Source organism: Photobacterium sp. DA100 (genome assembly GCF_029223585.1).
Lineage (GTDB): Bacteria > Pseudomonadota > Gammaproteobacteria > Enterobacterales > Vibrionaceae > Photobacterium.
Genome location: NZ_CP119423.1, coordinates 266,647 through 287,105, shown reverse-complemented (window position 1 = coordinate 287,105; position 20,459 = coordinate 266,647). Strand labels below are relative to the sequence as shown.

Annotated in this window: 16 protein-coding genes, 2 tRNA genes and 1 rRNA gene; 14 read left to right on the top strand and 5 right to left on the bottom strand. The window is 53.0% G+C overall.

What is annotated here, in order from left to right:
* Window positions 1-166 precede the first annotated feature (166 nt).
* From PTW35_RS01485 to PTW35_RS01470, 4 genes are all read right to left on the bottom strand, one after another.
* Window positions 167-242, bottom strand: a tRNA-Ala gene (locus PTW35_RS01485).
* A gap of 43 nt (window positions 243-285) precedes the next feature.
* Window positions 286-362, bottom strand: a tRNA-Ile gene (locus PTW35_RS01480).
* Window positions 363-431: 69 nt separating this feature from the next.
* A 16S ribosomal RNA gene (locus PTW35_RS01475) occupies window positions 432-1,983 on the bottom strand.
* Between the two features lie 457 nt (window positions 1,984-2,440).
* Complete coding sequence (locus PTW35_RS01470; protein ID WP_281026274.1) at window positions 2,441-3,355, bottom strand: glycosyltransferase family A protein; 915 nt, start codon at window positions 3,353-3,355, stop codon at window positions 2,441-2,443.
* Window positions 3,356-3,524: 169 nt separating this feature from the next.
* Between PTW35_RS01470 and PTW35_RS01465 the strand changes: the two genes are divergently transcribed.
* The 14 genes from PTW35_RS01465 (at window position 3,525) to PTW35_RS01400 (ending at window position 19,441) form a co-directional block, all read left to right on the top strand.
* On the top strand, window positions 3,525-4,664 hold the full coding sequence (locus PTW35_RS01465) for a glycosyltransferase (RefSeq protein ID WP_281026273.1): 1,140 nt from the start codon (window positions 3,525-3,527) through the stop codon (window positions 4,662-4,664).
* Complete coding sequence (locus PTW35_RS01460; RefSeq protein ID WP_281026272.1) at window positions 4,661-6,049, top strand: oligosaccharide flippase family protein; 1,389 nt, start codon at window positions 4,661-4,663, stop codon at window positions 6,047-6,049. Before PTW35_RS01465 ends, PTW35_RS01460 begins: the two co-directional genes overlap by 4 nt.
* Window positions 6,049-7,398: an oligosaccharide repeat unit polymerase gene (locus PTW35_RS01455; protein ID WP_281026271.1), complete on the top strand. Its 1,350-nt coding sequence runs from the start codon at window positions 6,049-6,051 to the stop codon at window positions 7,396-7,398. The genes PTW35_RS01460 and PTW35_RS01455 overlap by 1 nt, the downstream gene beginning before the upstream one ends.
* On the top strand, window positions 7,364-8,059 hold the full coding sequence (locus PTW35_RS01450; protein ID WP_281026270.1) for an acyltransferase: 696 nt from the start codon (window positions 7,364-7,366) through the stop codon (window positions 8,057-8,059). Before PTW35_RS01455 ends, PTW35_RS01450 begins: the two co-directional genes overlap by 35 nt.
* A 1-nt stretch (window position 8,060) precedes the next feature.
* Window positions 8,061-9,203, top strand: a complete 1,143-nt coding sequence (locus tag PTW35_RS01445; RefSeq protein ID WP_281026269.1) for a glycosyltransferase — start codon at window positions 8,061-8,063, stop codon at window positions 9,201-9,203.
* A 103-nt stretch (window positions 9,204-9,306) separates the two neighbouring features.
* Complete coding sequence (locus PTW35_RS01440; RefSeq protein WP_281026268.1) at window positions 9,307-9,648, top strand: hypothetical protein; 342 nt, start codon at window positions 9,307-9,309, stop codon at window positions 9,646-9,648.
* Window positions 9,645-11,087, top strand: coding sequence for a sugar transporter (locus PTW35_RS01435; protein ID WP_281026267.1), 1,443 nt, complete (start codon window positions 9,645-9,647; stop codon window positions 11,085-11,087). The genes PTW35_RS01440 and PTW35_RS01435 overlap by 4 nt, the downstream gene beginning before the upstream one ends.
* Entirely contained in the window at window positions 11,084-12,160 is a 1,077-nt protein-coding gene (locus PTW35_RS01430) for a glycosyltransferase (protein WP_281026266.1), read from the top strand. Before PTW35_RS01435 ends, PTW35_RS01430 begins: the two co-directional genes overlap by 4 nt.
* A gap of 10 nt (window positions 12,161-12,170) precedes the next feature.
* A complete protein-coding gene (locus PTW35_RS01425; protein WP_281026265.1) occupies window positions 12,171-13,973 on the top strand; it encodes a sugar transferase in 1,803 nt (600 codons plus the stop codon).
* 54 nt (window positions 13,974-14,027) lie between these two features.
* Entirely contained in the window at window positions 14,028-14,342 is a 315-nt protein-coding gene (locus PTW35_RS01420) for an STAS domain-containing protein (protein WP_281026264.1), read from the top strand.
* A gap of 1 nt (window position 14,343) precedes the next feature.
* A complete protein-coding gene (locus tag PTW35_RS01415; protein WP_281026263.1) occupies window positions 14,344-15,138 on the top strand; it encodes an OmpA family protein in 795 nt (264 codons plus the stop codon).
* Complete coding sequence (locus PTW35_RS01410; protein WP_281026262.1) at window positions 15,135-17,222, top strand: SLBB domain-containing protein; 2,088 nt, start codon at window positions 15,135-15,137, stop codon at window positions 17,220-17,222. Before PTW35_RS01415 ends, PTW35_RS01410 begins: the two co-directional genes overlap by 4 nt.
* Window positions 17,219-17,911 (top strand): hypothetical protein, encoded by a 693-nt coding sequence (locus PTW35_RS01405; RefSeq protein ID WP_281026261.1) that lies wholly within the window; start codon window positions 17,219-17,221, stop codon window positions 17,909-17,911. The genes PTW35_RS01410 and PTW35_RS01405 overlap by 4 nt, the downstream gene beginning before the upstream one ends.
* Window positions 17,912-17,938: 27 nt before the next feature.
* Window positions 17,939-19,441: a response regulator gene (locus PTW35_RS01400; protein WP_281026260.1), complete on the top strand. Its 1,503-nt coding sequence runs from the start codon at window positions 17,939-17,941 to the stop codon at window positions 19,439-19,441.
* A gap of 3 nt (window positions 19,442-19,444) precedes the next feature.
* Here PTW35_RS01400 and PTW35_RS01395 read toward each other — a convergent pair whose 3' ends face one another.
* Window positions 19,445-20,425 carry a glycosyltransferase family 4 protein gene (locus tag PTW35_RS01395; RefSeq protein WP_281026259.1) on the bottom strand — a complete coding sequence of 327 codons (981 nt, stop codon included), beginning with the start codon at window positions 20,423-20,425 and terminating at the stop codon, window positions 19,445-19,447.
* Window positions 20,426-20,459: the final 34 nt, after the last annotated feature.

Below are 20,459 nucleotides of genomic sequence, written 5' to 3'. Positions count from 1 at the left end.
GACACTTGAATGTGTGTTGCTTGAGAACTCGTTCTTCATAAAGAAGAACAAAATAAATCAATCTATCGATTGAATTTACTAGTCAGCTTTCCAGATTGTTAAAGAGCATGTGTTTGTCTTTCGACATCCACTTTCTAAACACACTCACAAGAATGTTTTTAGAGAGTGGTGGAGCTAAGCAGGATCGAACTGCTGACCTCCTGCGTGCAAGGCAGGCGCTCTCCCAGCTGAGCTATAGCCCCATCGAAATACCGATACCGTCACCACATCCTCTGGGAGAAGAAGTGGTGGGTCTGAGTGGACTTGAACCACCGACCTCACCCTTATCAGGGGTGCGCTCTAACCACCTGAGCTACAGACCCGATACCGTATGTCTTTTACTATTAACCAAGCAATCTGTGTGGACACTGCGTAAAACGCAGTCATATCGTTAAGGAGGTGATCCAGCCCCAGGTTCCCCTAGGGCTACCTTGTTACGACTTCACCCCAGTCATGAACCACACCGTGGTAAACGCCCTCCCGAAGGTTAAGCTATCTACTTCTGGTGCAGCCCACTCCCATGGTGTGACGGGCGGTGTGTACAAGGCCCGGGAACGTATTCACCGTGGCATTCTGATCCACGATTACTAGCGATTCCGACTTCATGGAGTCGAGTTGCAGACTCCAATCCGGACTACGACGTACTTTCTGGGATTCGCTCACTCTCGCAAGTTGGCAGCCCTCTGTATACGCCATTGTAGCACGTGTGTAGCCCTACTCGTAAGGGCCATGATGACTTGACGTCGTCCCCACCTTCCTCCGGTTTATCACCGGCAGTCTCCCTGGAGTTCCCACCCGAAGTGCTGGCAAACAAGGATAAGGGTTGCGCTCGTTGCGGGACTTAACCCAACATTTCACAACACGAGCTGACGACAGCCATGCAGCACCTGTCTCAGAGTTCCCGAAGGCACCAATCCATCTCTGGAAAGTTCTCTGGATGTCAAGAGTAGGTAAGGTTCTTCGCGTTGCATCGAATTAAACCACATGCTCCACCGCTTGTGCGGGCCCCCGTCAATTCATTTGAGTTTTAATCTTGCGACCGTACTCCCCAGGCGGTCTACTTAACGCGTTAGCTCCGAAAGCCAGTGTTCAAGACACCAACCTCCAAGTAGACATCGTTTACGGCGTGGACTACCAGGGTATCTAATCCTGTTTGCTCCCCACGCTTTCGCATCTGAGCGTCAGTCTTTGTCCAGGGGGCCGCCTTCGCCACCGGTATTCCTTCAGATCTCTACGCATTTCACCGCTACACCTGAAATTCTACCCCCCTCTACAAGACTCTAGCCTGACAGTTCCAAATGCTATTCCGAGGTTGAGCCCCGGGCTTTCACATCTGGCTTAACAAGCCGCCTGCATGCGCTTTACGCCCAGTAATTCCGATTAACGCTCGCACCCTCCGTATTACCGCGGCTGCTGGCACGGAGTTAGCCGGTGCTTCTTCTGTTGCTAACGTCAAACGCTGCCGCTATTAACGACAACGCCTTCCTCACAACTGAAAGTGCTTTACAACCCGAAGGCCTTCTTCACACACGCGGCATGGCTGCATCAGGGTTTCCCCCATTGTGCAATATTCCCCACTGCTGCCTCCCGTAGGAGTCTGGACCGTGTCTCAGTTCCAGTGTGGCTGATCATCCTCTCAGACCAGCTAGAGATCGTCGCCTTGGTGAGCTCTTACCTCACCAACTAGCTAATCTCACCTGGGCTAATCCTGACGCGAGAGGCCCGAAGGTCCCCCTCTTTGCTCCGAAGAGATTATGCGGTATTAGCCATCGTTTCCAATGGTTATCCCCCACATCAGGGCATATTCCCAGGCATTACTCACCCGTCCGCCGCTCGCCGCCCATAACGTCCCCCGAAGGTTCAGTTATGTCGCTGCCGCTCGACTTGCATGTGTTAGGCCTGCCGCCAGCGTTCAATCTGAGCCATGATCAAACTCTTCAATTAAAGTTTTGGCTCAATGAATACTGTTATTACTTCCAATTTATTTCACTTTAAAAAGTGAAGACAAAAAGTAAGTAAGAATTGACTGTGCCGAATCTTGCGATTCGATTTGGTCACTCAGTTTCATTGATAATTCTTTTTGACTATCATTTCACGAGTGCCCACACAGATTGCATGGTCAAATTGTTAAAGAACAATATATTCAACGTCTTATTAGTGATTATCGAAACAATCTCTCGTTGAACAGGGCAGCCATTCTATCCAATCAATTCTCAGTGTCAAACACTTTTTGAAAATTTATTTTTAAGAGTGAACTCCCTTCCGCTACGCAGTGGGCTTTTCAGCACCGTTCTCCGTGTCGGTGATGCGGCATTATAGGGAGAGATTTATTATTGGCAAGCATAAAAACCAAAAAAAAACGCCGACCGAGCAAAAAACAAACCAGGCAATCCAAACCGGTTCATTTTAGCGTCAAAACACTCAATATATCCCGACCTGCGGCTTTCACTCTTCTTTTACTCGGCTGGAAACACAGCACCATGATCTCCTGGCAGGCCGAATAGCAATAGGCTTTCTTCAACCGATTATATTCCGCCTTCCCTGTCACCCAGCGCAAATACCCCGCCAGCAGATCCGCTGGGTGTTTGCTAACTTTAGGACGGTGCCGGTCAAGGATACGCTTCATCGCTTCGAGCCGCTTGTTGTGATCACGACTTATTGCATCAGCTCTATCTGAAATGTAATGACAAAAATTAGCATTAAGAACCCCAACGACACCTTGCTCTGCTACTTTCAACCACAAATCCCAATCAGAAGCCGATTTCAAGTGAGGATCGAACCCCCCAACCTCTAGTAGGGTTTGCTTTCTTACGATGACGGTACTGGTACCGACCACGTTCTCGGCATAGAGTAATGGGGTGAGCGACGTCAAAACCACGACTGGATTATTGCCTATTTGCTTCCTAAAGCGCGGCCAATATTCAAAACAGCTGATAATAGGCCGCCCTGCCTCGCTCACATGCATGTAATCGGTAAAACTACATACCAGCTCCGGGAAATGTCGATGCAACGATAGTTGCTGGGGTAACTTGTTTTCCAACCAATAGTCATCAGCATCAAGAAAAGCAATTAACTCATTGGAGCAATGCGAAACCCCAACGTTTCTTGCTTGCGACACCCCCGCCCGTTCTGTCAACAACAATGTGATGTCCACTTGCCTAGCCAACCACTCACGTGAGCCATCGGTTGAACCATCGTCCACAACAATGATCTCAACCGGCATTCCTTGCATCCTGATGCTTTCGATGGCACGTGGTAGCGTCGGCAAACAATTATAATTAGGAATAACAACACTCACTTCTGCTTCTGAGCTCATCCGATACACCTCTGTCAATTTTCCTCGCTAGTCAATGCAATCGACACGCCAATGCGTATTGGCATCAATATTGGATATGTGATTAAGGAGACCACTTGCCTGGAAGCCCAAGAGATAGTGCTCAAGCAGCCACCTCTAGCTCGGGCAAAGACACCGCGAGGATTGAGCAATGAAGAAGATTGGTTATGTGATACCGGTATTCCCAACGTTATCCGAAACCTTTGTTGGTGTTGAGATCAGGGCAATGAAAGCACTGGGGCATCCAGTCCAGACCTATGCCTTCAGTCCAGGACAGCATTTCCAGCCTGCGGACGACGAGCTCAAGCAACATTGCCGCTACCTATCCACAGCACCAACCTACCCATTTGAAGGGCTGTGGAACATTCATCGCTGCCACACATTTCTCAGACAGCAAAAAGGGTTTACATACTTGTCACTACTAAGACAAGGACTGCAGCTGGCTTACTTGGCCAAGAGAGACCAATGCGAACACCTTCACGCCCACTTTGCCTGGCACAGCACGGCAACCGCTATTGTCGCGGCCAAATTACTCAATATTCCCGTCTCATTTGTCGGCCATGGCGCTGATATCTATGCCACACCGCAGGACATTGATAGCAAGCTGCAAGCTGCCGATTTTATCTGCGCGGTCACCAAAGAGATGCAAATTGAGCTGCAGGCTGCAACTGAACGTCCAGTTTTGCATATTCCCTGCGGTATTGATTCAGCCCAGTACCCTCCGCTCAATCCCTACTGGCAACCCGATAAAGACTTTCTATTTGTCGGTCGATTGGTGGCCAAGAAAGGGCTGGACACACTGCTTAATGCACTGCACCGGCTGCCACCAGACACGAATTTGGACATTGTTGGTGATGGCCCCCTGCTATCTCACTTACAGCAGCAAGCCCGACAACTGGGGCTTAGCGCACAGATCCACTTTCTGGGCCGCAAAGAAGCCACCTGGTACCGCCAGCACGCCAGTGACTATAAAGCCTTGGTTGCCCCGTTTACTGTTGCGCCCAATGGCGATAAAGACACCGGCCCGCTTGTCATCAAAGAAGCGATGGCCCTGGGGCTACCCGTTATTACAACGGATCTGGCAGGTTGCGATGAAATCCTCGAAAAACAATATGGCCTTCAGGTTCCCATGAATGATCACCGCGCACTGGCCGACGCCATGGCATATCTCCGCCACCAGCCCGCCTCGGCACTCGCTCCGATCAGGGAAAAGGCGTTTAAACGGGTCATGGATCAATTTACTGCTCGAACGCAGGCCCAAAAGCTCTCTGCCCAAGTGGAAGTTTCATGACCGTCTCCATGACGATGGCGGTGTACGCCGTTGGGTTGATCAGCAGCAAGCTCATCGCTTTGGGACTACAGCCCTTTGTCACCCAATGGCTGGGACCGGAACAGTTTGGTCGCTTGGATGTGCTAGTCACCCTGAGCTGCTTACTGACACTGGCGATGTCATTTGGGATCAGCGATGCTATCTACCGCTTTGCCCATGAACAACAAGAGCCAATGACCATTTTCAGCTCGGCGTTTGGGCTCATACTCACAATTGCCGGCGGGCTAACTATTATCGGCCAATTGGCGGTACCTCAAATACAGCAGATCTTGCCCGGCATGCCTGCCGAGTTTGCCCTCCGCTGCCTGCTCGTTACCCTGTTTCTCAATACACTTTGCTGCGTGCCCTTGGCCATTTTGCGGATCCGCAACCAAGCAACACATTTTGTTGCCGCCCAGGTTGTGTTTGCACTGACCCAAGGAGTAGGGATTGTCCTCCTTGCTCCCCATTACGGCATCGAGGGGATCATGGCTGCGGGCTTGGTTGCCCAGATAGTGCAAGTCATCGTATTAGCCAAAAGCTTTCCCTCCCCCAAGCTGGGCAATAACTCGTTGCTACTCAAATATGGCTGGGCAATTACCCTGTCGGGAGTGCTTAACTTCATGGTGCTCGGAGCTGAACGCTGGGCAATAGCACAAACGCTGGGGCTGGCCTCCCTTGCCCCCTATGCCATCGCTATCCAGTGGGCAATCGCTGCCAGCTTGTTGCTCGAACCATTCGGGCTGTGGTGGTTTCCCAAGCGCTTTGGTCTACTGCGCACTCAAGCCGATCGCCAACACGCCGCCACGATCAGCGTCCTTGGCTGCCAGCTAAGTAGCCTAGTTGCCGCGGGGATCATCACCATCGGCTCTCGCTTCCTGCTGATATGGCTTCCGCCCGAATTTCATGCCAGCGCCAACATACTGCCCCTACTGGGCATTGCTATCATGTTCAAACATGCCAGCACATTGCTCAATATCGGCTGCTATTTCCAGAAAGACGGCAAAAGCATCATGATGATAGGCGTGATCAGCGCCAGCTGTGCGGTACTACTGCTGTTATTCATCCTGCCCAATTTCGGCCTTTATGCCTTTATCTGGGCGAGTATCGCTTTGCAGCTGTTGCGGGCCGGCCTCTTTTTTGGCTGGAGCCAACACTACCTTCGCCTGCCCTACCCGCTCTATCGATTGGGTGCCAGTTATGCTCTTGTGGCCATGCTACTGTTCAGTCACTTTCAATTATCTATCATGTATGAGGCGCTCTGCCTGCTATTACTGGCCATCCAAGTCAGCTGGCCATGGCTTGGCAAGCAAATAACCAAAAAAAGAGAGCCGTCAGGGCTTAACAAAGGCTTGGGGAGCGGCTAATGACGCGACCAAACCAATGGCTCCTCGCCCTGACCAGCTGTTGCCTGATTTGTCTGACCTGGATGTCTCACGGCAACTTGGTGTTAGTCGTTAGCCTGTTATTCGTTTTGCCTTTTGTCATCAGCCAAGCCTTTCTGGTTTGTGTCGGCTTTATCATCTTCTCCTATTTCAGGATCCATGAAGCCTTCCCAGTGCTGATGCCACTGAAGATCCCCCAGCTGTTAGCCTTGGCCAGCCTGGCAGGGCTGGGCTGGCAGCTCTGGTCGCAGAGAGAGACGATCTGCTGGCATCGCTTACAGACCCTGATTTTACTGTTTAGCGGCTGGGTACTGGTCTCCTGCGTATTTGCGACCAATCGGGGCGAAGCCTTCGCCAGCCTCAATGGCAATTTCATCAAAATAGTGATCATGGTCTTCGCTATCAGCTGGCTACCGCAGCGGCTGGCACAGCTCAAAATCATTCCTTACCTGCTATTGCTCAGCGGATTGCTGATTGGTGGTTTGGCCCTCTTCAACAAAGCCAATGGCATCGGCTTGGTGGAAGGCACTCGGGTCACTATCAGTAGGGATATCGGCTCAATGCTCGGCGATCCCAATGATCTGGCCTTGGTGCTGCAGTTCCCGGTTTCATTTGCCATGGCGTACAGCTTCCACGGCCCGAAGTGGCAACGGGCTTTGTCGATACTGGTACTGCTCACCATGATCATGAGCGTCCTGGCGACCCAAAGCCGCGGCGGTTTATTGGGGATAGCCAGTGTCGTCTTTGCGATGGCCCTGATGAGAAGCCGCTCGATTGTGCTGCCTACCGTTATCAGCGGGATCGGACTACTGACCTTGGTGCTACTAGCGGGGATCAGCGATCGTAGCTCAGGCGGCGCTGCCGAAGCTGGCATCGATGAGTCGGCAATGGGCCGTATCTACGCTTGGCAGGCGGCCCTCAACATGGCTATCAGCAACCCCTTCACCGGCGTCGGGCTCAACAACTTCTTCTATAACTACTACTTCTATTCGCCGCACTGGGATGGCAAAAACCATGCGGTACACAGCACCTGGCTCCAGATCCTATCGGAAACAGGTTTTGTCGGGCTGGTATTATTCCTGCTTATGCTTATCGGGGCCCTGCGTGTCAGCTACCAGCTTCTCAAACGGCTTGAGGATCATGAAATGAAACCACTGGCCCAGGGGCTGTGGCTTGGCACCTTGTCATTCTGTGTCGGCGGCACTTTCCTCACCCAGGGTACCACCTGGCCGCTGTATATATTGATCGGCCTGTTACTGGCTTTAGATCGGCTAACCCTTAATCAGGAGGCTAACCATGCGCGCGTTCGTCAAGGCCCATCTGGCACCTAGCCACCTTGCGCTCCTTAAAAACTGGCTCCGTCAGTTACGCGGAAGCTACTTTCCTTGCATTCCGGTTGTGCACCGCTGCATGTACCAGTTGCATCTCGCTGTTAAGCAAAGCCTGCATTGCATTTTGCAAAAAGGCTATTTCACACCCATGTTTATCTCCCGTCTCGCCAACCGGCCACGCCAACTCCACCTTGCTTGTGGTATGCCGCAAGTCCTTGGCCCGCTGGATATTCAAATCGGCGAACAATGCCGCCTCTCCGGTATCGCAACCTACTGCGGACGGGCATGGGGGCAACAAAAACCCCGGCTTATCGTGGGGAACAATGTCGATATCGGCTGGCAGAACACCCTTGCGGTGGGGCGTACCATTCGTATTGACGACAATGTCAGGCTTGCCAGCCAAGTCTTTCTCGCCGGTTTTCCCGGCCACCCTATCGATCCTATCGCCCGGGCCGCTGGCCAACCGGACACCGAGGGCCAGGTAGGTGATATTCATCTGTGCCGCAATGCCTGGCTTGGCACCGGCGTCATGGTGATGGCTGGCGTTACCATTGGTGAAGGAAGCGTAATTGCCGCAGGCAGTGTAGTGACAAAAGACATCCCCCCCGGCGTGCTCGCCGGAGGAAACCCGGCTAGAGTGATCAAGCCGCTGGAGTACTGAGATGGAATTTCTGGTTTTCGGCGAGGATTGGGGGCGTCACCCCTCCAGCAGCCAACACATATTGCAGGCAATCGGGGAAAAATATCCGGTCCATTGGATCAACTCCATCGGCTTACGCCAACCGACACTGACCCGCCGGGATCTCAAGCGGGTATGGGAAAAAATCTGCGCCGCCAGGCCGTGCCCTAAAGCAAGCGTACCAAGCCTAACGGCCTTGGAGCCGGCAACCATCACCAAGCCGATGGTATGGCCAATGGCACAATCCACGTTGCTCAGGCACCTCAACAGGCAGTTACTCAAACGGCAACTCAGGCGGCAACTCAATGCAAAGCAATCCCAGCGGATAGTTTGGGCGGCGCTACCCAGCGCGGTTGATTACCTCGATATCTGCGACGGCGATTTAGTCGTGTATTACTGTGGCGATGATTTTTCCGCTCTGGCTGGCGTCGATCACCAACAGGCCACCAGGGCCGAACAGCGCTTGGTGGCTCGGGCTGATCTCATTTTTGCCTGTAGCACCACCCTTCAAGAAAGATTTCCCGCCAGCAAAACCGTTCTGCTACCGCACGGGGTACATTTGTCGCATTTTGCAAAACCTACCGATTGTCCTGATGATATCGACCTGTCCCGGCCCAGTATCGGGTTCTATGGCAGTCTCAACACCTGGCTGGATCAGCCCTTGCTGCTCAAGCTTGCCAAGGCCCGGCCCAATTTCAATTTTTACTTCATCGGCCGCCAAGATGGTGATATCGAAACATTGCGCCAGCAAGGAAATATCATCTTATTGCCCGCCAAGCCCCACCACCAGCTAGCGCGCTACCTGCAACACTGGACCATGGCTATCCTGCCCTTTGTTGACAATGAGCAAATTCAGGCATGTAATCCGTTAAAACTCAGAGAATATCTAGCCGCGGGCTGCCCGGTGATCAGTAGCCGCTATCCCGCAACGCTCCCTTACCATTCCGTCATCACCACCGCCACCAGCACCGATGAGTGGCTGGCCGCTATCGACCACTACATCCAGTGGACACCACGGCAAAGACAGAGCTATTCGCGACAAGCCTATAGAGCCGTAGCAAATGAAAGCTGGGAGCACCGTGCGATACAAGCCGTCGAGGCCATTCAACAGGGGCTGAGACGCTGAGTGATGTCAATGATTTCAGGCGTCAGATTACAACTTAGCTAACTTCGGGCACTTTTTTTGCTATCAATAAATGAAGTAGTAATTTAAAACCTCCGGGGGATGTATGAAAAGAATATTGGTTGTCATCGGCTGCCTACTGGTATTTGGCTGTGCCTCGCCCCCTCCTCAGGCCAGCCTGACACTTTTTTTCAGCCCGGAGCAAATCTCGCTGACGTCCGAACAACAAAGAAAAATTAGTAAATTCTTGGCCGACAATCCCTATCACCAGTTAATTGCCAAAGTGGCGCCGGCAGACTTGGCCAATCCTTTTGATGCTTTGATGCAGGGCCAGAAACGAATCCATGCTGTCAGCAAGTTGGCGGAGAGCCAAAGCATTCCACTGCACCTGGAATATGCGCCCAGTCAGAATGCCGATACCCTGGTATTGCAAAGACAGTCGCCATGAGACACCAACTCTTCGCCAAGCTGTATCCGCTACTGCAGGCGCTGTGGAATCATCGCTACCTGCTGCTGCTCCCTATGGTCATCATGCCCTTGCTCATGACGGCTGGCGGTGCCGTGAAGGCCAAGCGTTATTTCGCCCAAACCACAATCCTGGTTCAGGAAGCCGCGATGCTAAATCCCTTTTTGGAAGACCTGTCAATTTCGATGAACCTCCAAAAACGGATCAAGGCGCTGCGGGTGTTACTCCACAGCCAGTTTGTGCTGGAGCAAGTCGCTATCGACTTGGGGCTCTCTCCTGCCGGTAACCAAAGCCAACTCAATACGGTTGTCAGCCAGCTCAATAGCAATCTCAGTATCAACCTGGTCGGCAGTGACTTGGTTCAATTAGGCCTGAATTGGCACACACCAGCGGAAATGCCGCACATCCTCAACAAGCTCTCTGCATTGTTTCTCGATAAGCTACGCGCTCCAGGTCGCGCCTCGGTTGACAACTCCGAGCAATTTCTCCAGCAGCAGCTCGAAGCAACCCTAACCGACTTGGAAAATGCCGAAAGCGCCCTGGCGAAGTTCAAATCAGACAATGCCGGCAACCTCCCCCAGCTACAAGGAAGCCGAATCCAAAATGATGCCCAGATAAACACCCTTATCCAAGAGACCAAACGCGAACTGCTCAACGCCCGCGCCAAACGCGATAACTTCTATGGCCGCCTTGCCAGTACCAACCCTATCGTTGGGATGCTCGAAGCGGAGATTGTCAAAGCCGAAGCCGAGCTGACCATACTCAGGGCCCGTTATACCGACCTCCACTCTTCGGTCAAGGCCGTGCTTCGCCAGCTAAATCGCCTGAAGCAAGAGCGTTCGCGCTTAGTTGACCAGCAACAATCACTCAACGCTCAAGAGATTGGCCAACTCTGGCAGCGCATCGCCAGCAATACTCAACAACTCGATAACCCCAACCAACCTCTGCTGATCAGCCAGTTCGAACAACTGCAGCAGGCAGAAAGCCAAATCCAATCGCTGGAGGGGGAGCTCAACTTGCTCCAGGCCCAGGCCTCACGTTTGGAGAGGAAACGGGTCGAGTTTGCCCAACTGGAAAAAGAGCTGACCGTGCTGCAGCGCAACTATGACGTCAAGGCCAAGATATACAACCAGCTACTCGAGCGCTACGAAATGGCCAAGGTGACCGGCCAACTCGGGCGTTTTGAAGAACCCGACAAACTCAAGATCATTGCACGTCCCAGCGTCCCTAATCAGCCATTGAACTGGCCGTGGTGGTTCAACTTCACCATGGGGATTGTGGTCGGTTTCGGCCTCGGGCTATCACTGGTTTGCGCGGTGCAATTGCTTGATACCCGACTGTACCAAAGCCAGCAGATCGTCCGTCTGGCCAAGGCCCCCGTGCTAATACGCACCCCCCACTTTCCCGAGGAGACAGCATGACCACTACGACTCTCCAGGTTGTCCAGCATCTAAGTCCCGGCGGTATTGAGCGACTGGTACTCAACCTGGTGCGATTTGCCTCCGCCGACAATCAAGTGTATGTCGTCGCACTGGAAGGCTGCAAAGCGCAAGCTATCGAACAATGGCCCGAGCTAGCCCCACTTGCGGATCGCTTATTCTTCCTCGGCAAACCTTCTGGCCTTAGCGTGAAAATCGTTTTCACTCTGCGCCGCCTTATCCGCTCATTACAAGCCCAAGTGGTCCATTCCCACCACCTGGGCCCGTTACTCTACAGCCGTATGGCGTGTATCGGGCTCAGCGGGATCACCCACATCCAAACAGAACACGACAGCTGGCACCTCGATGATGCCAAGCAGCGCTTACTCACCCGCAGCCTGCTGATGGGCAGCAGTATCCAGCTTGTTGCCGACGCGCCGCGCATTGCCGCTCAGCTCAAAGTCCGGGGGATCGGCACTGATCATGTTATTGTCAACGGGATCGATACCCAGCACTATTGCCCGGGGCAAACCAACCAGGCAAGGCAACGCCTATTGCTACCCACGGATAAACGGCTCATTGGCTGTGCCGGTCGCTTGGTTCATGAAAAAGGGCTGGATACCCTGCTCGAAGCACTGGCAAAGCTACCAGAGGCCTACCACGTCGTAGTGGCCGGCCACGGCCCAGAACGAATAAAGCTGCAAAACATGTCGCAGCAGCTTGGGCTGGCGGTCCGCGTTCACTGGCTTGGCCGCTGTGACAACATGCTGGATTTCTACCGCGCCATCGACCTGTTCTGCATGCCTTCCCGCCAGGAGGGGCTGCCCCTGGCATTGCTTGAAGCCCAGGCGTGCGGCAAGCCTGTTGTCGCCACTAATGTCGGCGGGATCCCCGATCTGATCTGTCCTCATAGCGGTCACCTGATCCCGCCAGAACAACCCACGTTACTGGCCCAGAGCTTAGAGGAAAAATTCCGCATACCTATCCATGACTGCCAGCAAACAACCCAATATATCCGTCGGTTAGCCGATGTTCGGGAAATGACGGCTTCATATGAATCGCTTGGAAAAGGATAACGAAATGACTATGAGCTGGATTGTACTAACCGCAATGACTGTCGTGATTATCTATCACCACATCATCTATACCGCTTTGATGGTATTTCTGGGGCGCAAGGCAAAAGACTCTGCACAAGCGGAGGCAACCTTAGGGCCCTATTCCGTGGACAAAACACTCCCCTCGGTTGCCATCATGATTCCAGCCCATAACGAGGCAGAATTTATCGACGCCAAGCTAGCCAATCTGGTGGTGCTCGATTACCCAGCCGAAAAGCTCTCTGTCTGGATCTGCTGCGATGGTTGCAGTGACAATACCGCCGAGCAGGTACAAGCGTGGCAAGCCAAGTATGCCGGTGCTGGCATTCAGCTAGAGTGCATCGTTGAAGCGGAAAACAAAGGCAAAGTGATACGCATCAACCAGCTGCTCAGTATGGTTAGAGACCAAGCAGATTTGATCGCTATGTCCGATGTCTCTGCGTTGCTCTCCATCGATGCCCTTCGCCAAGCCGCCGATAGCTTCACCGATCCGAAAGTCGGGGCCTTGACCTGTAACTACCTATTGGCCGAAGCCACCAGCGGTGAGCAACAGTACTGGCAGTGGCAGAACTCAATTCGCCAGACGGAAGCAAAACTCGGCAGTGTCATGGGCGGCAACGGGGCATTCTATATTGTCCGTGCCCCGCTTTTTTCCTACTTGCCGGAAGATACCATTAATGATGATTTCATCCAGACCATGCTGGTGATCAAGCAAGGCTACCAAGTCCAGTTCAACCACTATATCAACAGTGTCGAACTCTCCCTATCCACCGTTCAGGATACCTACCAGCGCCGCCAACGCATTGGTGCCGGCAATCTGCAGCAACTGATCCGCTGCCGCTTCGTGTTCCGCCACTCCCATCATGGTGCGCGCTGGCTTTTCACGTCAGGCAAAGCCATGAGAACCGTCATGCCTTTCATTTTGATCGGTTACTTTCTGCTCTCGCTTAGCTTGGCCATCCAGGGTTCAGCAGTAGCCCAAGCCCTGACAGTCCTGCAGGCAACAGGGTATATCGCTGCCACCCTGCCGCTATTTGGCGTGTCCAGCAAGGCTACCGATAAACTGCATTATTTTGTCAGCAGCTATGCAGCCTCGCTAATAGGTATGCTCCGTTACCTGCTGGGCCACTTTCGCAGTGGCTGGCGCCACTTGCCCCCATTGTCAAACTACCAGGCCCTGTCGACCCAGCTACTCAAGCGCACCAGTGATATCTTGCTGGCATCAATCGGTATGGTATTAACGTTACCGATCTGGCCTTTGATCGCCTTGTTGATCAAGCTTGACTCCCCTGGCCCCATTTTCTATCGCCAGCTTCGTGTTGGCCGGATCAGCGAGGAGCAAGTTGAACTGTTTGAAATTATTAAATTTCGCTCTATGTCTAGTCATGCTGAGTCGAAGTCTGGGGCGATCTGGGCCCGGCAGAATGACTCCCGCATTACCCGCACCGGCCACTTTCTGCGTGTCACCCGGCTCGATGAGCTGCCCCAGTTGCTCAATGTCCTCAAAGGCGATATGGCATTGATCGGGCCAAGGCCTGAGCGCCCTGAATTTTGCGGCAAATTGCAAAATGCATTGCCATTTTACCTCGAGCGCACAGCTGGCCTGAAACCGGGAATCACCGGTCTCGCCCAGGTCAACCAAGGCTATGACAGCAGCCTGGAAGATGTAAAAAACAAAATCGCCTTTGATCACGCCTATGCACTGGCTCTGAGTTCAACGTTCCAGTGGCTCAAGATGGATCTATTCATTATTTTCAAAACGATTTACATCATGGTTGGCAAACGCGGGCAGTAATTGGCATAGCACTTGTATTGAATGGAGATACGTCCACTATCGAAAAGGCCACTTATGAATCACACCGTAAATACCGCCAATATCGGATTGACGCTACAGAATGAATTCGATGCCCATCTCGCCAGACAGATGGAACCAGACTTCGAAGCACTGAGCCAAACCGATAGCGATGAGATGGTCATCGACATGACCCAGGTACAATTTATTGACTCCTGTGGAATTGGTGCCATTGTTTTCTTATACAAGCGCTTAAAAAGCAGAGGAAAAACATTACGTCTGCTCAATGTTAACGGCCAGCCGCGCCAGCTAATGAAAATGTTAAGGATCGACAAGGTGATCCCTCTGATCACCTCAGCGGAGTTAGGTTGATATGGGAAAACTCTCAAGCCTGCTAATGATACTGCTCGCCAATGGCTGCACCACCTGGCCAACCACGGGTGATACACCATACTCACCACCTGATGTGGATCAGTGGCACGAGCTTGAGCACCATAGGTTCGAGCTCCAACTACTGGCGACCCGCGGCGTCAAATTGTGCCTGCCGGGACAATACCAGCAGCTTGTCAACCTCCATGATAAAGCAAATCAAGAACACAAAGCGGGGTTCAGCGATGATGCCGATATTACCCTGTTGGCCTACCAAACCCAGTTCGCCAAAATCCAGCGCCAGATGGACTGGCTCGAACACCATACTGAGTGTTTGGATACCCGCTATTCCGAGATCCAGCTCAGGGAGCAACTGCTGCTATTGATGCGGGTCGACAATCAGTTTGCCTTTGACAGAACCAAACTATTACCTGATTACCAAAATGCATTGCGTCGTGCAGCCGCTATTCTGAAACGCCAAGAACACTGGCTGCTTGAACTCACCGGTCATACCGACACCATTGGAACCGCACAGAGCAATTACCAGCTGGGGATGCACCGGGCAGATGCGGTTAGGCGCTACCTTATCGAGCAAGGGGTCAATGCCCACCAAATTTCAATTTTCAGCGCTGGTGAAAAAGAGTCGCTCGAGGATCCTAGTTCTAAGACCGAGAGACTCAGCAATCGTAAAGTCGAGGCCCGGGTGTTGGTTGACCACCATACCCGAGCCTCACACCGGGTATATTCTCTCGGTGACTGGCATGCGGTCCGCGAACAGCTTACTCCGGGGTCACTATGAAATGGCTTATGCTAATTCTATGCATTGTCGTATTCTCCCCGGCCAGGGGAGATCCCCTTACCCCCGGGGATCGAGTATTTCTCCAGCTGCCGGGAGAGCGCGATTTCAATGGCCCCTTCACGATCGACGATCAAGGCCAGATCAGGCTGCCTGAGGTGGGCTTAGTCCCCATTGCAGGGCTAAGCCAGCAGCAAGCCGAGCAGCTATTGCGAGAACGGCTCAGGACTGTGTACCGCAACCTCGATGAATTCAGGCTCAGTATCCTCGAGCAAGTCCTGCGGGTGCAGGTTCTCGGCTATGTCGAGCAGCCAGGAATGATATCGCTCAAGCCCGGAGCCAATGTTCAGATGGCAATATCCACCGCCGGAGGGGCCCGGCCCGGCGCCCAGCTGGATCAATTCAAGCTGATCCGCAACGGCCGCTCCGTGCTGTTCAATTACAAGGCCTATCTCGACAGCGGCGATCCTGCCATGCTCCCAGCCTTGCAAGGGGGCGATACCATATTTGTCCCGGCCTCACCGCTGCTCGGCAACGTCGAAGTCGATTTTGATGCAGCCTCACTGAGGGAGGGGGGCGATGCCGACGAAGAGCAAGGGATCACCATCTTCGGTGAACTGCGAAATCCCGGAACCTTCAGCTACAAACCCGGAATGACCGTTGTCGATGCCCTGATGCGTGCCGATGGCGTCACCCGCTATGCTGATGTCACCAAAATCAGGGTGATCACCGATAACGTCCCTTACCTCTTCGATCTCAAAGCCTATTTAGATACCGGGGTTACCACCGAACTTCCTCCCGTCAAGCCGGGTACCACCATCTTTGCTCCTATCGAAGTTGAGGATATCAACACAACCACTCGAACCGTCTACGTTATGGGAGAGGTCCAGGCACCCGGAGCCTATGAAAGCTCCCCCGGTACTGGCTTTGTCGATGTGCTCGCTAACGCCGGCGGGCCGACACGCTTTGCCGATACCACACAAATCAAACTGCTTCGTAGCAAGGGAACCCCGGTCGGCATCAATCTGGTCACCTATACCCAAAACCCGGCTCAATATCCATTGCCTGATATTGCTCCCGGCGACGTTATCTTTATTCCTGAAAAAATAGACTTCAACGAAAAGTCCTGGCTCAAGATCACCAATGACCGTGCGATCAAAATTATCGGTGCGGTCAACAATCCCGGTCGATTCGAGTGGAACAGCAGTATGGGCCTACTGGATGTCCTCTCCCATGCAGGAGGGCCCAAGCAGCAGGCCAACCTCAGCAACATTCGCTTGCTGCGTGACCAGGCAGGAACCGGAAACAGTGTGGTTTACTTTGACTTGGAGAGCTTTATCACCCAAGGGGGAAGCTTCAGCCAACTCCCCCGCCTAGCCGCAGGCGATACCATCATTATTGACGAGCTTCCCCATGATCCGACAGACAACAAGTCGAGCTGGGTACGCCAATCTGCCGATGACTCTATTTATGTATTCGGTCAGGTCGGCGCCCCTGGTCGCTATGCCTTCAACAAAGAGCTGGGCTTTCTCGATATCCTCTCTGCCGCAGACGGTCCCGATGGCGACGCTGATCTACGCCAGATCCGCATCAGCCACCGTAACGGCAACACGGCAAGGGTGACGACTCTCAACCTCTCACTCTATTTTGAGACCGGAGATGAAAGCCTGCTGCCCGAAGTGGTTCCCGGGGATGTTATTTATGTTCCCCAAATGAAAGGCAACTGGCTGGACAAGCCAGCCGAGCAGGTGGTCAGGCTGATGGGCTCGGTCAACAAACCCGGCCGTTATGCCTTCAATAACCAAATGAATATCCTCGATTTACTGGCCGAAGCCGGTGGCCCTTCAGACAATGCCTATATCGAGCGGATCATGATCGTCAACACCTCATGCTGTGGCGACCAAGCCCAGACATTCAATCTACGCGACTATGTCATCGACCCGGCCCGTTATCCCCTGCCCCTACTTCGTCCCGGCGATACGGTTTATGTCCCCAACCTCAACGACTCGGTGGGCGAGCAATGGCGCAAAGGGCTGCGTGACGTGCTGGGGATCTTTACCCTGATCGCCCTAGGAGCAGCATTATGAAACCTTGGCTTAGCGGCGAATATGAGCAACTCTTCCACCAAATCCATCGCCATCACGCCAGAGTGATCACTCTGGCAGGCGCCTCAAGCCAATGTGGCACCTCAACCCACTGCAACTGGCTGGCGCGCCGCTGCGCGGAAGATCATAAGGTACTGCTGATAGATCTGGATCTGACCGGATCCGGCCAGGGGTGTACCGCCAAGCCCTGGCACAGCAACGGGCTAGGAGAAGCCGAGGCCATGCTCCAGCTCACCGAGCAGCTAACACTACTGCCCCGTCCGAGAGATGAGAAAACAGTGCTAGATTTGCGTCAACACGATAGTTTTTGCCAAGCCATTAAGCGCTGGAAGCAGCGCTACCACTATATCCTGTGCGATGTCGGCACTCTGACCCAGACCAACTGGCGTAACTTACCTATCGGTACGATCAGCCATGCCAGCGATGCCACCATTCTTTGCCTTGCCGCCGCAAAAACTACCGAGAGTGAGCTACTGACCTGCATCCATAAACTGGAACAAAACGGCGTCAGCTTACTCGGTACCTTGGTCAACGATCAGTACAACCCCTCATTGGCCGAAGAGATCATCAGGGTATTGAACGGGAAAGCACGGTGGTTACCCCAGAGCCTCAAATACCTGCTTATCGACTACATTCAAAACAGTCCGCTGCTACAGGGAAAATACCAATAGCCAAGTTACGATCAAGGATCAATCGGGATGAATCAGGTTTTGTTCCAGCGCCAGTTTGCGCTAAGTTATGAAAACATAGCCAATATACGACGGGTGCTGGACGTCAAAACCCAGGCGCTGCTGCTAACTCCTGACTTAATTCAGGACATCAAGCTAGTATGCAGCGAGTACTGTACTAACCTATTAGATCACCAGCAGCAGTCCGCGACTCACTGCACAATCAGTTACGGTAAAGTCGAAGGACAATATCGTTTTGCCATCACCGACAACGGTGCCCCCTGGGCGGCACTTGCACAGCAACTATCAGATGCAGCACTACCCGAACTCCCTTGCGAGTCCGGCATGGGGCTGGCCATCATCAAAACCATTTTCCCCGATTTCAGTTACCAAGTTACCACAGGCGGCAACACCATTGAGTTTGCCCTGCCCCAGGCCTCTTCCCGTAAACATTTGGTCATTGTCGATGACAGCCATAGTCAGCTGGCCATGCTTTGCAGCTACCTCGAACAGGATTACCAAGTCTCTATTTTCAGCCAGGCAGATGATGCTCTAGTTTGGCTGGATGACAACCACTGCGACCTGGTGCTGACCGACTTGTGGATGCCAAATATCAATGGGCTCGAGTTTCGCCGTTTAGTGGCCAATAAGCGCCAACACCGGTTGCTACCTTTTGTCTTCTTATCGGGAGATACATTGTCGGAAACGATGACGGCCGTCAGTCAGTCAGGCATCGATGATTTCCTCACCAAGCCTATCGACAAGTGGCGCTTACTCCAAGTACTAGAACGGGTACTCAAACGCCATGACAACTTACTCAGTGCCTTCGAAGACAACCTGCTGCAACAATTTGAGCACACCGCTATGCCCGGTTCAAAAGCAGCTGCCACAACGACATTGACCACGGGAAACTTCAGGCTCCTGCTAAGCAGAGAGCCGGAGATCAGTGGCGATTTCTTTATTCACCAGCCGCGGCCAGATGGCTCCACTATGGTGATCCTCGGCGATCTGATGGGGCATGGCGTCATCGCAAAAGCCAATGGAGGGATCAGCTACGGGGTGATCCTGGGCCTGCTCCAAGATCCGGACATCACCCCAGAACAGTTTTGCCGCCGCCTCAACCAATACCTCTATCAAACCCAGGCAAATAACTTGGTGTGCTTACTGGTCCTTCACCTTGCTACCGACAACACCATCACCCTCTACAACGCCGGAATGCCAAAGCCGATCCACTGCACTAACTCATGCCATCATATTGACCAGTCTTCCGGCTTGTTAGGGTTATTCGAGTCGCCTCAGACTGGGGGATATCGCATGAAACTGGATGAGGGTCATAGCCTGCACGGCTACAGCGATGGTTTATTGGAAACGGTGCTGACAGAACACGAAAGACAGGACATGGTGCTGATGCCCAGTAGTGAACGCCACCAGTATCTTTGGCAGCGCACTCCACAAAATCACGAAGACGACCGTGCTCTATTCACTCTGACTACAATCCCAGAAATGGGGCACATAGCGGAGAACAACGAGTAGCCATCATACCATCCGATAGATCCGCGCCAGTTGTTGCCAGCACGCCTCACCGCTGTAGTGGTTCTTGACAAGCTGGTGTTGCCGCTTTGACAGCCGCTGCCAGGCTTCGTCACCGGCATTATCGAGCTCTTTCACCCTTGCGGCGAGAGCCTGCCAGTGCGCCTCGGCAACCAAACACTCCTGCTCCAGTAGCGAGGGCATTTCACCCACATCCGTAGATAGCACCACGACACCGTGCGCCATGGCTTCGAGGGCAGCCATCGGCATGCCTTCCGCCCGAGAGGTAATAAGTAAAACATCAAGCAAGTGCCAATAGGGCTCCATCGCAGGCACGGCACCATGCCAGATGACAGGCCGACCTTGCAGCATCCCGGCTTGGTCGCCATCACCAAACACATGGCACTTGATATTCGGTAGCTGTGCGCAGAGAAAAACAAAGCGATCGATGGCCTTTTCATGGCTTAGCCTGCCGACAAAGCCGACCTGCAGCGTCGAATGGCGGTTGCGGCTATCGTTAGCGTTTTGGCAATGGACAAAATTGCGCAGCAATTCGCAACGAAATGGCAAGTCTGTTTTGATTTTTTCACTGACGGCAAGGTTGTAGGAAAAGGCCGCGGTATAGCGGTTGAGCCACTCATAGAAGGCCAGCTTGCCTGACACCGCCTCGCCAGCATGGAAAGTGGTCACCAAATGGTATCGAGCCAGTAACCGGCCAAAACGAGATAGGATCGAGGCCTTGTAGCCGTGGGCATGGACGATGTCATCCGCCTTAAGCTGACGAAAAAAAGTAGTAACAGAGCTCTCGCTAAGGAAACGGTAGGAAATATGGTGCTGCTCTAGCTCCGCATACTGCGGGTGTGAGGGGTAATGCTGGAGGTAAACAACTTCAAGCTCGGCCTGCTTGGACTGAAGCAGTATAGCTAACTGCTGGATGTGGCTCTCAATTCCGCCAAATCCCGAGCTGTCGACAATCAGATAAATCATACATCCGCGTCCTTACCATTATGAGTAATAAACC